The organism is Bacillota bacterium, assembly GCA_013314855.1.
In the GTDB taxonomy this organism is placed as follows: domain Bacteria; phylum Bacillota; class Clostridia; order Acetivibrionales; family DUMC01; genus Ch48.
In genome coordinates this window covers 1-14678 of the sequence record JABUEW010000018.1, presented here as the reverse complement: position 1 = coordinate 14678, position 14678 = coordinate 1, and the positions used below count along the sequence as shown (strand labels likewise).

Below are 14678 nucleotides of genomic sequence, written 5' to 3'. Positions count from 1 at the left end.
TAAAAGGATGGGAGAGAATGAACCTGAAAAGAAAAGATTTACTGGGACTTAAGGATATATCTGCTGAAGAAATTGAATATATTCTGGATACAGCAAAGACAATGAAAATGATATTAATGTCAAACAATAAAAAAACTCCTCACCTGCAAGGTAAATCAATTGTAACTTTGTTCTATGAAAACAGTACAAGAACGCGTCTTTCTTTTGAACTCGCATCTAAGTATATGGGAGCAAGTTCAGCAAACATTTCATCAACCGCCAGTAGCGTAGCAAAAGGTGAATCCCTTATTGATACAGGAAGGACCATAGACAGAATGGGTACGGATGTCATAATAATAAGACACCCTATGTCCGGTGCACCTGCTTTACTGGCAAAAAACGTGAAATCTTCGGTCATTAATGCCGGCGATGGAATAAATGAACATCCTACACAAGCCTTGCTTGACATGTTCACTATAAAGGAAGTCAAAGGAAGTTTGAAAGGCCTTAAAGTAGCTATTATTGGAGATATTTACCATAGTAGGGTTGCCAGAAGCAACATATGGGGGATGACTAAACTTGGAGCTAATGTTTGCGTTGCAGGTCCTGCAACTTTGTTGCCTCCATTGATGGAAAAGTTAGGAGTTAAGGTTTACAATACAGTTCAGGAAGCTTTAATTGATGCTGATGTGGTAATGGGATTGAGAATACAATTGGAAAGACAGAAAAAAGGGTTATTTCCTACTATAAGAGAATACTCAAGATTCTTCGGATTAGATGAAAAACGCCTGATGCTGGCTAAAAAAGACGCATTTGTCTTACATCCCGGTCCGGTAAACAGGGGTGTGGAGCTCACAACATCAATAATTGATGGTGAACAATCTCTTATTAATGAACAGGTGACTAATGGTGTAGCAGTAAGGATGGCACTTTTATATCTTTTGACAAGAAGGGGTGGTATGAGTGAAGCTGCTAATTAAAAACGGACATGTTGTTGATGCAAGAACGGGAAGAAATGGAGTTTTTGATATTGTCATAGAAGACGGAATAATTCGGGAAATAGGTAAAGACATTGAAATTACAAGCAGCGACTTGATTGATGCGACAGGGAAGTATGTAATACCTGGGCTTGTAGACGCTCACTGCCATTTGAGGGACCCGGGATATGAGTATAAGGAAGATATAGAATCAGGAACAGCAAGTGCTGCAATGGGAGGTTTTACTTCAGTTGCATGTATGCCCAATACAAATCCTCCAATTGATAATCAAACCGTCATAAAATATATAATTAATAAGTCAAAACAGGAAGGTTATGTTAATGTATATCCTATAGGTACAATAACAAAGGGACAAAGAGGTGAAGAACTTGCGGAAATTGGTGAACTTAAATTTGCAGGTGCAGTTGCAATATCAGATGATGGAAAACCTGTTATGAATTCTTCTTTAATGAAAAAAGCCCTTCAATATGCATCAATGTTTGATATTACTGTAATCTCCCATTGTGAGGATCTGGATTTGGCTGATGAAGGTGTAATGAATGAAGGTTACCAATCTACCATTATGGGGTTAAAGGGAGTTCCTTCTGCTGCCGAATCTGTAATGGTTGCAAGGGACCTTTTGCTTGCTGAATATACAAATACAAGTATTCATATTGCTCATGTAAGTACCGAAGCTTCTGTAGACTTAATACGCAATGCAAAAAAAAGAGGAGTGAAAGTAACTGCTGAAACATGTCCTCATTATTTTTCGTTGACAGAGGACGCTTGTGGAGATTTTAATACAATGGCAAAGGTAAATCCTCCTCTTAGAACAAAAAAGGATGTAGAGGCTGTAATAGAAGGCTTAAGAGATGGGACGATTGATATTATTGCCACAGACCATGCACCTCACCATATTGATGAAAAAAATATTGAGTTTAATCTGGCCGCAAGTGGCATGGTAGGCTTTGAAACGGCCCTACCCCTGGTAATTACATACCTAGTTGACCCTGGAATCCTAACTATTGAAGATGTGGTAAGAAAAATGTGCTTTAATCCTTCCAAAATATTAGGACTGAATAAAGGTGTACTTGGAGAAGGGCGGACTGCTGATATAACTATTATTGATATAAACGAAGAACAAATTATAGATGTAAATAAATTTAAATCAAAAAGTAAAAACTCGCCTTTTGATGGTTTTAGACTAAAAGGTGTTGTTTACCATACAATAGTCAATGGGAAAGCTGTTGTTAGGGAGAAGGTATTATTATAATAAAATGGGAAAATGATTAAAAGGAGGAATTTATAAGAACATGTTTATAGACAGACTCATTACTCAGATAAAAGAAAAGAACAATCCCACGGTTGTGGGGCTTGACCCAAGAATTGAGTTTGTGCCGTCATTTATAAAACAAAAGGCTTTTAATAATTATGGCAAAAATTTAAAAGGTGTTTCCGAGGCAATTTTTGAGTTTAATAAAAGAATAATTGATGCAGTAGATGAGCTGGTACCCGCACTAAAACTCCAATCGGCATATTACGAGCTGTATGGAATATATGGAATTGAAGTACTCGATAGGACTATTCAGTATGGACGCAGTAAAGGACTTGTAATCATATGTGACGGAAAAAGAAATGATATAGGGAGTACTGCTGAAGCATATTCTTCAGCATTCCTGGGTAGAGTTAGGATCGATGAAGATGTGTGTGAAACTGTTTTTGATGCGGATGCATTAACGGTAAACCCGTTTTTAGGTTATGACGGAATAAAACCTTTCATCGATGACTGCAAAAGCTATAATAAAGGCATTTTTATATTGGTTAAGACTTCTAATAAATCCTCAGGACAACTCCAGGATTTGCTGACCCATCAAGGTAAAAGTGTTTACGAAATATTAGCAGAGTATGTTAATGATTGGGGTAAAAGTTTGATTGGGAAATATGGTTATAGCAGCGTGGGAGCTGTAGTAGGAGCTACATATCCTAACCAGGCAAAAATATTAAGAAGTATTATGAAACATGCATATATACTTGTCCCGGGTTATGGAGTACAAGGCGGGACCGCCAAAGATGTAGTGCATTCCTTTAATTGTGATGGACTTGGTGCTATTATTAATGCTTCCAGGAGCATAATGTATGCATATGCTTCTGAAACCTGGAAAAATAAATACAGTGAGGAAAAATTTGACGAAGCTGCGAGGGCGGAAGTCATTAGAATGAGAGATGATATAAACAGAGAATTGGGAGTAGGCAAAACATGTCCTTAATGTTACAAGAAGAAATTGTGTGCAATCGAGAACTTGTCACTGGTATTTACCAACTAACCTTTAGATCGGCATATGTATCCCAAAATGCAAAGCCGGGGCAGTTTGTAAATATAAAGTGTTGTGAGGGGTTTAATGCAATTTTAAGGCGGCCTGTCAGTATTTGTTCAGTTGATAGGGAGAATAAAAATGTGACTATTGTATTCCAGAAAAGGGGTACAGGTACAAGTTATCTTGCTAAAAAGAGAGCCGGCGATGTTTTGGATTTGATTGGTCCCTTAGGGAGTCATTTTGACCTTTCTGAAAATTACAAAAACATTGCTGTTGTGGGCGGAGGTATAGGGATATTTCCACTTCTATTTTTATTGGAACAAAAACAGTGTGTCCACAAAACTGCATACATTGGATTTAGAAGCAAAAACTATGTTGTACTGGAAGAGGCTTTTAAGCACAATTCTCATGAATTGATAATATCTACCGATGACGGTAGCCTGGGTCAGAAAGGTTTTATTACTGATTTACTGGAAAAAAGAATTCTAGAAGAGGGAATTAAAGGGGAAAAGTATGATATAATATATACATGCGGTCCTGGGCCAATGATGAAGAAAGTTGTAGAACTAGCTTCTAAAGCAGGGATAAAGTGCCAGGTGAGCCTTGAACAAAGGATGGGATGCGGTATTGGAGCATGCCTTGCTTGTGCATGCAAGATAAAGTTAAGGGATGATTGGCAATATAAGAGAGTGTGCAAAGATGGTCCCATCTTCTGGGGAGAAGAGGTGGATTTTGATGACTAATATAGATAGTAACAGTAACAGGCTTGAAGTTGACATAGCCGGCATTAAATTTAAAAACCCTGTTATTGGAGCCTCGGGAACTTTCGGTTTTGGACGGGAATATTCTAATTACATAGATTTAAACAAGCTCGGAGGTATTTCAGTCAAAGGGCTTACCATAAAACCCAGGAAGGGAAATAAGCCCCCCAGGATAGCTGAAACTCCTGCGGGAATATTGAACAGCATAGGATTGCAAAACCCCGGGGTTGAAGTATTTATAAAAGAGGAACTGCCCTTTCTTAAAAAATTTAATACGGTTATTATAGCCAATATTGCAGGAAATGTTATAGAAGAATACTGTGAATTGGCAGAAATATTATCGGACACAGATATTGACGCTTTTGAGTTGAATGTCTCCTGCCCTAATGTTAAGGAGGGGTGCGTGGCTTTTGGCAATACCGTGGAAGGTATATCGGAAATAACAAAGCAGGTTAGGAAGTATTGCAAGAAACCGCTTATAGTAAAACTGACCCCCAGCGTAATGGACATTAAAGAGATCGCTCTGGCGGCGGAAGCTAATGGTGCAGATGCCGTTTCCTTAATAAATACTATTTTAGGGATGGTAATTGACATACATAAAAAAAGGCCGGTATTGGCCAATAATTTTGGGGGACTATCGGGTCCTGCAGTTAAACCTATAGCTGTAAGAATGACTTATGAAGTTTCTCAAACCGTTAAAATACCTGTCATAGGAATGGGAGGAATTTCTTCAGGGGATGATGCGGTTGAATTCATGCTTGCTGGAGCTCACGCGGTAATGGTGGGAACATGGAATTTTGTAAATCCCAATGCCTGCATTGAAGTTATAGAAGGTATTGAAAAGTACCTTGAAAGGTACAATTATTGTAGTATATATGATATAATAGGAAAACTGGAGTTGAATGGGTGAAGACTTAAGTTAGATGGGTGAAGATATGGCAACAAGATTAATAATTGTAAGGCATGCTGAAGCAGAAGGAAATGTAAACAGGGTGTTTCACGGATGGACTGATTCCGAAATAACCGAAAAAGGGCATGTCCAGGCTAGGCTTGTAGCAGAACGCTTAAAAAATATGGATATAGATGTCATTTATTCCAGCAGCTTGAAAAGGACTTTGCAAACTGCGGCTTATATTGCAAAGGCTAAAGGTCTTCCGGTAATCCGGACAGATAAGTTAAAGGAAATAAACGGTGGTGAGTGGGAAAATATGCCCTGGGATGTGCTGCCGAAGAAGTGGCCTGAAGAATACGATTCATGGGAAAACAAACCTCACATCCACAAAATGCCCAGGGGTGAATCCATGAAAGAGTTTCAGAACAGGATTGTTGAGGAGTTTAAATATATTATTAACAAGAATAAAGGGAAAAACATTTGTGTTGTTACCCATGGTACAGCAATCAGGTCCTTAATGTGTTTTTTTTACCACTGCAGCCTTGAGGAAATGATTAATTTTCCATGGTATGACAATACGTCTGTTACAATAATCGATTGTGAAAGAGGCAAGTTTAGTATTGTGACTGAAGGGGATACTTCCCATCTAAGTAAGGATATGAAGACACTTGAAAACCAGGAATGGTGGCTGGAAAAAATGAACCGGCAAGGTAAAGGGGAGGATGAAGGTCTTGGATACAATACATGAAAAGCTTGTACAATGGCTTTTTGAAACCGGTGCTTTAAAGGTTAGCCAGGCTGATAAGCCTTTTTGGTATACTTCAGGTACCATAGGCCCCTATTATATTAATACTCATTTTCTTTACGGAAATGAAGAAAAGGCAAATAAACTACTAGAATTTATTAATGATTCAAAAGATGACATATATGCATTCCCTATGGAATTGATGAAGCAACTGTGGGAAAACTATTGTAGTGATAGGATTTATAAAAGCCTTATAGACCAAATGTGTATGTTTATTAAAGAAAATATTGATACAAATACAATAGATTATATTTCCGGAGGAGAGAGAAGAGATTGGTTTTTTTCCTTTTTAACAGCAAAATTGCTTGATAAACCACATTTAACAATATATAAAGACCTTACAATATATGAATTTTATAAGAATGAGGTAAATTTGCCGGATAACTTGAATAGTAAAAATGTCCTCCATATAGCTGATTTAGTAACAGAAGGATCAAGCTATGAGAGGGCATGGATACCTGCAATAAGAGATATTAACGGGCAGATTAGGTGGAGCGCTGTAGTAGTAGACAGAAGACAAGGTGGAAAAGAATTACTGGCACGATATGGAATAAACCTTTACCCAATGCTGGAGGTAGGAAAGGAAACTTTCAGGAAGGCTTTGGATATAGGGTTAATTAATGTTGACCAGTATAATGTGATAAATGAGTTTATAGATGACCCTAAAGGTTCAATGAGAAACTTCCTGATAACACACCCTGAATTTATTAAAAATGCTTTAAATGCAGGGGGAAAAGAGGCTGAAAGGGCAAAACTTTGTATTAAAAATAACATATATGGTATATATTGGCAGATAAAAATGTGAAAGGGTTTTGCAGATGGTGAATAAAGAAAATATGACTGTAACTGCAAAGGAAATGGAATTGCAAAGGAAATTTATGCGGCAAGTTGCAGAATTAAACCAGGGTATGGGTAAGAAATACCATATAGCTACTTTTGGCTGCCAGATGAATGAAAATGATTCTGAAAAGCTTGCCGGAATGCTAACTGAAATGGGGTATGAAGAAACCGATGAAATAGAAGAAAGCCATGTTATTATATATAATACATGCTGTGTTAGGGAAAATGCAGAAAACAAAGTTTATGGGCACTTGGGAGCCTTGAAGAGAATAAAGCATGAGCGGCCTGACACAATTATTGCTGTTTGTGGTTGCATGATGCAACAGGGGGATGTTGTGGATCATATTATTTCGAAGTATAGGCATGTTGATCTGGTTTTTGGCACGCACAATCTGTATAGGTTCCCGGAGCTTTTATACTCACTATTGAAAGACAGACAGGTTTTGGTGGATGTATGGAATTCAGAAGGTTCAATTATTGAGGGTATACCTATAGTGCGTAAAGATGGAGTAAAGGCATGGGTTACTATCATGTACGGCTGTAACAACTTCTGCTCATATTGTATTGTACCCTATGTGAGGGGAAGAGAAAGAAGCAGAAGTATGGATGATATTGTTAATGAAGTAAAAGCATTAGTTATACAGGGTTATAAAGAAATAACACTACTAGGACAAAATGTGAACTCCTACGGGAAGGATCTGAATAATAAATCCAGCTTTGCAGAATTACTTTACAGGATAAATGAAATAGACGGATTAGAAAGAATACGTTTTATGACTTCACATCCCAAGGATTTGTCCGACAGCCTTATATATGCCATGAAAGACTGTACTAAGGTTTGTGAACACTTACACCTGCCTTTACAGGCTGGAAGCAGCAGGATTCTTAAAGAGATGAACAGAAGGTATACAAAAGACCAATATCTTGAGCTGGTAAAAAAGGTTAAAGAAAACATCCCCGGCATTTCCATTACAACAGATATTATTGTGGGTTTTCCCGGAGAGACGGATGAAGATTTTATGGATACCATTGACGTTATAAAAAAAGTAGAATTTGACACAGCATATACTTTTTTATATTCAAAAAGGAAGGGTACTCCTGCAGCAGAGAGGGATGACCAGGTGCCGGAAAATATTAAAAAGAAAAGGTTCGATTTATTAGTTGAAATACAAAACCGGATCAGTAGAAAAATAAACAATTCCCTGGTAAATCAAACTGTTGAGATATTAGTTGAAGGACCTAGTAAAACAAACCAAGAGATGTATACAGGAAGGACAAGAACAAATAAAATTGTGAATTTCAGTGGAAATAAAGCTCTGGTCGGAAATATAGTAAAGGTAAAAATCAATAAGGCTCTCACATGGTATCTTGAAGGTGAGGTAGTATAATGAGCAGCTTGACACCTATGATGCAGCAGTATATTGAGATAAAAGAGCAATATAAAGACTGTATATTGTTTTTCAGATTAGGGGATTTTTATGAAATGTTTTTTGAAGATGCAGAGATTGCATCAAGGGAGCTTGAAATTACTCTTACTGGCAGGGATTGCGGGTTGGAAGAAAGAGCTCCCATGTGCGGTGTACCGTTTCATTCTGTCGAGCCCTATATTTCAAAGCTTGTTAATAAAGGTTACAAGGTAGCAATATGCGAGCAGGTTGAAGATCCAGCCCTTGCAAAGGGTATAGTAAAAAGGGAAGTAATAAGAGTTGTGACGCCCGGTACTGTAACAGAATCTTCAATGCTTGATGAAAAAAAGAATAATTATCTTTTGTCAATATATAATAATAAATACTTTTTCGGACTGGCTGCCGTGGATATTTCCACAGGTGAGTTTTCAACTACTCAGATTGTTTGGGGAAATACAGTAAGCAAGCTTATGGACGAAATAGGAAAGTATTCTCCATCTGAAATAATAGTAAATACAGGACTATACAATGATAATTCAATTATACGAAGTATCAAAAGAAGATTTAGTACTTATATTTACCCTTTTGATGATGAGTACTTTAAACAAAGTAATGCTGTGGAAAGAATAAAGTTCTGCTTTAATGATGTTGAATTCCTTAAAAGTGGAAAAGATTTATCAATTTGTGCATCAGGAGCATTATTGGCATACCTGGAACAAACTCAAAAGGTTAGTTTTACACATATACAGGATATACATTCATATGAGATTGAAGAGTTTATGGTTTTGGATGTATCTTCAAGAAGGCATCTTGAGCTTACTCACACTATGAGAGATATGACAAGGAAAGGGTCGCTCTTATGGGTATTAGATAGGACTATAACTGCTATGGGTGGTAGGACAATAAGAAAATGGATTGAACAACCGTTAATTAAAGTGGATGATATTCAGGAAAGGCTTGATGCTGTTGCTGAAATGAAGGACAAGTATATGGTCCGCATGGAGATAAGGGAGCTGTTAAAAAGTGTTTATGATATCGAACGGCTGATGAGTAAAATAGTAATTGGCACTGTCAATTGTAGAGATCTGGTATCTTTGAAAAACTCTATCGGACAGGTCCCTTATATAAAAAAACTTTTAAAAGAATGCTATAGCAGTTTAAATGTAAAAAATTATCATAGGATGGATACCTTGGACGATATTTATGACCTTATTGATAAAGCAATTGTTGATGACCCCCCTGTTTCTGTAAAAGAAGGAGGAATAATAAAAAGTGGATACAATAAGGATGTGGATAAACTTAGGAAAGCCTCTACAGAGGGGAAAAATTGGATTGCAGCCCTGGAAGCATCAGAAAGGGAAAAAACAGGTATAAAAAACTTGAGAGTGGGGTTTAACAAAGTATTCGGTTATTATATCGAGGTTACAAAATCCTACTATTCTCTTGTGCCTGATAATTATATCAGGAAGCAAACCCTTGCAAATTCTGAAAGATACATTACTCCTGAGTTAAAAGAAATAGAGGATACGATATTGGGAGCAGAAGAAAAGGTAGTAGAATTGGAATATAATTTGTTCATTGAAATCAAGGAAAAGATAGCAGGCCAGGTAAGCAGAATAAAAAACACTGCAGTAAGTATAGGAGAAGTTGATACAATATGTGCCCTTGCCGAGGTAGCTGATAGGGAATCCTACTGTATGCCTGAAGTTAACAGGGAAGGTGAAATAATAATAAAAGACGGGCGTCATCCTGTAGTTGAAAAAATGATTGAAAGTGGGGCCTTTGTCCCTAACGATGTTTTTCTTGACATGGAAGATAACAGAGTTTTAATTATTACCGGACCTAACATGGCAGGTAAATCTACTTATATGAGACAGGTTGCTCTGATAGTACTTATGGCTCAAATAGGTAGTTTTGTACCTGCATCTTTAGCTAAAATCGGAGTTGTAGATAAGATATTTACACGGGTTGGAGCCACTGATGACCTTGCTTCAGGACAAAGTACATTTATGGTGGAAATGTCTGAAGTAGCAAACATTCTTAATAACGCTACCGCAAGGAGCCTGCTTATTCTTGACGAGGTAGGCCGGGGTACCAGTACTTTTGACGGTTTAAGCATAGCGTGGGCTGTGATTGAATACATAAGTGACAAGAGTAAAGTAGGTGCAAGAACGCTTTTTTCTACTCATTATTACGAATTAACTGACCTTGAGGGCAAAATACCTGGTGTAAACAATTACTGCATTACAGTAGAAGAGAAAGGGGATGACATTGTTTTCTTAAGGAAAATTGTACGAGGAGGCGCAAATGACAGTTATGGAATACAGGTGGCAAGGCTTGCCGGACTCCCGGAGCAGGTAATTAAAAGAGCGAGAGAAATACTTAATGAACTGGAAGAGGCAGATATAAGCAAAAAGGAAACCAGGATACGGAAAAGTAAAAAACCCCTGGAAGGTCAGATTGATATATTTTCATACAGTGGTTTCAACAAAAAATATGATGAATTGATAAATGAAATTAAGAAGGTAGATGTTACGTCATTAACTCCTATTGAGGCCCTAAATGTTTTATATAACTTGCAACAAAAAGCTTTAAAGTGAATAAGCGAAGTAAATTTGATGTATAAACTTAACAGATAGATATGGAAGGATTGAACATGCTGTGGGGAAAATTATAACTCTTGATGAAGGTACAATAAATAAAATAGCAGCAGGTGAAGTGGTTGAAAGGCCTGCATCAGTCGTAAAGGAGCTTGTTGAGAATTCCATAGATGCCGGTGCTTCACGAATTAACGTGGAGGTAAAAAATGGTGGTGTTTCTTTTATTAAAGTGATAGATAATGGTAGTGGTATTGAAGAAGATGATGTAATAATAGCTTTTGAGAGGCATTCTACAAGTAAAATAAAGCATTCTGACGATCTTTCCTCTATTTTGAGCCTTGGATTCAGAGGAGAAGCCCTTGCAAGTATTGCTGCCGTTTCAAAAGTTGAAATGGTTACAAGGACACTAAATAAACCATACGGTATACAGATTTATGTACAGGGCGGCAATATTGAATATATTAAACAGACAGGTGCGCCTGTAGGAACTTCAGTTATTGTAAAGGATCTGTTTTTCAATACCCCTGCCAGGTTTAAGTTTTTAAAAAAAGATACTACGGAAGGGGGATATGTATCGGATATTATAAGCCGTATTGCTTTAAGTAATCCTGGGATATCTTTTAAGCTTGTAAGTAATGGGGCTACCATTATCCACACTCCTGGCAACAATGATTTGTTAAGTACTATAGTAAGTATTTATGGAACGGATATAGGAAAATCTGTTATAGAAATAAGTTATAAGGATGACCTAATAAGGATTACGGGTTATGCAGGAGGAGCAGAAATATCCAGGTCAAATAGAAATTATCAGTCATTGTTTGTAAACGGAAGGTATGTAAAGAGCAAATTGGTGACATCTGCAATTGATGAGGCTTACAGGACATATTTAATGAAAAACAGGTTTGCCTTCATAGTATTAAAAATAGAAATAGATCCCTCTGCCATAGATGTAAATGTACATCCAGCAAAGATGGAAGTAAGGTTTTCTGATGAGCAGAGTATATACAGGGCTGTGTACCACGCAGTTAACAACGCTCTTTCAAGAGGAAGCAAAATTATTGAAGTGAAGACCGAAAAGGAAACGTTTTTTAAAGAAAGCAGTCCCGGTTATGTTAATCAGGATATCCAAGCTCAGCCCGGGCAAAATTTGTACAAGTACAGTCCGGATAAGCAAAGTCCAGTTGTGCAAAATCGGGTACAGAAAAATGAGGATATAGAAAATGAGTCTTTAAGAAATCTTGAAGCGCAAAACAGTATTTCCCGGGATATAACAGGTGCACATATTATTGGTCAACTATTCTCTACCTATGTTTTGTTACAAAAAGATGACTATCTGTTAATAATTGACCAACATGCAGCCCACGAACGAATTATTTTTGAGGAAATGAAAAGCAGATTCTCCAGTAATAAACCCATGTCCCAAACACTTATGGTACCTGTAGTAATAAATTTGACTCATCAGGAAATAAAAACATTGGATGAAAATAAAGAATTTTTTAATAGGTTGGGTTTTATTTATGAAGAATTTGGCAATAATTCTATTGTGATAAGAGCTGTGCCATATGGAGGATGTGATGGGAATGAAAAGGAAATGTTTTTGGAACTCCTTGATATTGTTACATCTCCTGTAAAAGAAAATAATAATATTATTACCGACAGGGCACTATATAAAATTGCATGTAAAGTTGCCGTAAAAGCCAATATGAATCTTGACAACAAGGAGACTCTGGAAATGTTAAAAAAGTTGTCAGGGCTTGGGAATCCTTATACATGTCCTCACGGAAGGCCAACTATAATAAAAATATCCAAGGATGAATTGGAAAAAATGTTTAAAAGAAGATTGTAGATGTAGATAAGGTATAATAAGTATAAGGAGGTTAAGAACGGATTGGATAATGTAATTGTTATAGTCGGCCCTACAGCTTCCGGGAAAACAAAAATATCCGTTGAATTGGCCAAGTATATTAATGGGGAAATTATTTCTGCTGATTCCATGCAGATATACAAGTATATGGATATAGGAACTGCTAAGCCCACAGAGGAAGAAAAGGGAGGAATTAAACACTATTTGATAGATGAGGTTACTCCTGACCAAGAATTTAGTGTAGTCCGCTTTCAGAGTCTTGCTTTAAAATATATAGCAGAAATAATAAATAAAAACAAAATACCAATCGTTGTTGGTGGGACGGGACTTTATATAAATTCACTAATATATAATATTAAATTTACTGAAATGGATACAAATTGGGAGCTAAGAAAAGAGTTGCAGTCCCTAGCCAAAGAAAAAGGCAATGAGTTTTTACACAATATATTGATGAAAATTGATGCAGAAGCTGCAAAAAGGATACATGTAAATGATACTAAGAGAATCATCCGGGCCATAGAAGTTTATAGAATGACTGACAGAACTATTTCATACCATCAGCAAATATCCAGATGTGAGCCTCCTATCTATAATTTTATTATATTTGGTATTAGAATGGACCGACAAAGACTTTATGAAAGAATAAACAGGAGGGTTGATGAAATGATAGAAAAGGGATTGGTTAAAGAAGTAGAAAGTCTTGTAAAAATGGGTTATGACAAATGTTCTGTTGCAATACAGGGGCTTGGCTATAAAGAAATTCTTTGGTACTTGAAAGGTGAAGCTACCCTGGATGAAGTTGTAAATTTACTTAAAAGAGATACAAGAAGGTATGCAAAAAGGCAGATGACATGGTTTAATAAAATTAAAGAAGTTATCTGGTTAGATGTTGACGAAGGTTATTCTAAAGCTTTAAAAAAAATGGTAGAATACATAGAAAGATATAGAAAATAAAGAAAATGTTATTAAGTGTATTGAAACTTATGGAATATTCTAGTAAAATTTATTTAAAGAATACTCATGTGAAAGATAAAAAAACTTATACAAGAGGAGGTTTCTTCGTGAATAAAAGTAATATTAATTTACAGGATGTATTTTTAAATCAGGTAAGAAAAGAACACATTACTGTTGTTATTTACCTTACCAACGGTTTTCAGTTAAAGGGAGTAGTAAAAGGTTTTGATAATTTTACAGTTATTTTGGACAGCGACGGGAAACAACAACTTATTTATAAACATGCTATATCTACAGTAAGTCCATTAAAACCGGTAAATCTTATTTTTAGCAATGATAGTGGAAAGGAACAGGCAACACCTTAAAAATAGAGCCTTCAAAGGCTCTATTTTTAGTCAGAATATTATTGTTGTTTGACTGTATAATTTTATTGTTGTTTGACTGTATAATTTTAAAGTTTTCTAAAAACTCCTATAACTTTTCCCAAAATTGGTATATTGTCCTTGACAATAATTGGGTCCATGTAAGGATTTTCCGGTTGCAACCTTATAAAATCCTTTTCACGATAAAATGTTTTTATTGTTGCTTCGTCTTCAATTAATGCTACAACAATATCTCCATTTTCTGCCGAATTCTGTTGTCTGACAACTACAAAGTCACCATCAAGTATTCCTGCATTGATCATACTTTCTCCCTGAACTTTTAGCATGAAAACTTCACCACTTTGTGCAATTTCTGCAGGAAGGGGAAAAGAATCCTCTATGTTCTCTACGGCAAGGATAGGTTGACCTGCGGTTACTCTACCTACAATAGGGACATTTACTATTTTTTTACCACATAAATATATTTCATTAGTTGTAAAAGGCTTATTATCAGCGTTATCAATAATTCTTATAGCTCTAGGCTTTGATGGGTCCTTTTGAATAAGTCCTCTTTTCTTTAATTTTTCAAGATAAGTGTGCACTGTTGAGGTTGATTTAAATCCAACTGCATGGCAAATTTCTCTTACAGAAGGGGGATATCCTTTTTCCTTTACTTCATTATTTAAAAACGCGAGTATTTCTTTCTGTTTATCTGTAAGATTTTCTTCCATCTGCTTTTTCCTTCTAACTTTTTTATCCATAATTCCACCTCGTTTTACGAAATAATTTTAAACATTTAATACTTCTTTACTATAATATTATAACATTTATTTTTGAGTTGTCAAACGTTTGTTCGTTAATGGGCACATTAATGTTACTTTCAGCATTTTCTTCAAAATTTGAAAATGTGCCCGCCATTAGAT

At 36.2% G+C, this 14678-nt stretch carries 13 protein-coding genes; 12 read left to right on the top strand and 1 reads right to left on the bottom strand.

The window, feature by feature from the left end; translation table 11 throughout:
* Positions 1-17: 17 nt before the first annotated feature.
* From HPY74_04635 to hfq, 12 genes are all read left to right on the top strand, one after another.
* A complete protein-coding gene (locus tag HPY74_04635; GenBank protein ID NSW89967.1) occupies positions 18-959 on the top strand; it encodes an aspartate carbamoyltransferase catalytic subunit in 942 nt (313 codons plus the stop codon).
* Complete coding sequence (locus tag HPY74_04630; GenBank protein ID NSW89966.1) at positions 943-2229, top strand: dihydroorotase; 1287 nt, start codon at positions 943-945, stop codon at positions 2227-2229. Before HPY74_04635 ends, HPY74_04630 begins: the two co-directional genes overlap by 17 nt.
* 40 nt (positions 2230-2269) lie before the next feature.
* Positions 2270-3223, top strand: coding sequence for an orotidine-5'-phosphate decarboxylase (gene pyrF / locus HPY74_04625; GenBank protein ID NSW89965.1), 954 nt, complete (start codon positions 2270-2272; stop codon positions 3221-3223).
* Positions 3214-4014 carry a dihydroorotate dehydrogenase electron transfer subunit gene (locus HPY74_04620; protein NSW89964.1) on the top strand — a complete coding sequence of 267 codons (801 nt, stop codon included), beginning with the start codon at positions 3214-3216 and terminating at the stop codon, positions 4012-4014. Before pyrF ends, HPY74_04620 begins: the two co-directional genes overlap by 10 nt.
* Positions 4007-4942, top strand: coding sequence for a dihydroorotate dehydrogenase (locus HPY74_04615; GenBank protein ID NSW89963.1), 936 nt, complete (start codon positions 4007-4009; stop codon positions 4940-4942). The genes HPY74_04620 and HPY74_04615 overlap by 8 nt, the downstream gene beginning before the upstream one ends.
* A 25-nt stretch (positions 4943-4967) precedes the next feature.
* Positions 4968-5672, top strand: coding sequence for a histidine phosphatase family protein (locus HPY74_04610; protein NSW89962.1), 705 nt, complete (start codon positions 4968-4970; stop codon positions 5670-5672).
* Positions 5656-6534, top strand: a complete 879-nt coding sequence (locus tag HPY74_04605) for an orotate phosphoribosyltransferase (protein NSW89961.1) — start codon at positions 5656-5658, stop codon at positions 6532-6534. Before HPY74_04610 ends, HPY74_04605 begins: the two co-directional genes overlap by 17 nt.
* A 13-nt stretch (positions 6535-6547) precedes the next feature.
* Positions 6548-7957 (top strand): tRNA (N6-isopentenyl adenosine(37)-C2)-methylthiotransferase MiaB, encoded by a 1410-nt coding sequence (gene miaB / locus HPY74_04600; GenBank protein NSW89960.1) that lies wholly within the window; start codon positions 6548-6550, stop codon positions 7955-7957.
* Entirely contained in the window at positions 7957-10575 is a 2619-nt protein-coding gene (mutS, locus tag HPY74_04595) for a DNA mismatch repair protein MutS (GenBank protein ID NSW89959.1), read from the top strand. Before miaB ends, mutS begins: the two co-directional genes overlap by 1 nt.
* Before the next feature lie 61 nt (positions 10576-10636).
* Complete coding sequence (mutL, locus tag HPY74_04590; protein NSW89958.1) at positions 10637-12421, top strand: DNA mismatch repair endonuclease MutL; 1785 nt, start codon at positions 10637-10639, stop codon at positions 12419-12421.
* Between the two features lie 42 nt (positions 12422-12463).
* The gene (gene miaA, locus HPY74_04585) at positions 12464-13393 is read left to right on the top strand and encodes a tRNA (adenosine(37)-N6)-dimethylallyltransferase MiaA (protein ID NSW89957.1); all 930 of its coding nucleotides are present in this window, start codon (positions 12464-12466) and stop codon (positions 13391-13393) included.
* 107 nt (positions 13394-13500) lie between these two features.
* Positions 13501-13758: an RNA chaperone Hfq gene (gene hfq / locus HPY74_04580; GenBank protein NSW89956.1), complete on the top strand. Its 258-nt coding sequence runs from the start codon at positions 13501-13503 to the stop codon at positions 13756-13758.
* An 86-nt stretch (positions 13759-13844) separates the two neighbouring features.
* Here hfq and lexA read toward each other — a convergent pair whose 3' ends face one another.
* Complete coding sequence (gene lexA, locus HPY74_04575; protein NSW89955.1) at positions 13845-14486, bottom strand: transcriptional repressor LexA; 642 nt, start codon at positions 14484-14486, stop codon at positions 13845-13847.
* Positions 14487-14678: the final 192 nt, after the last annotated feature.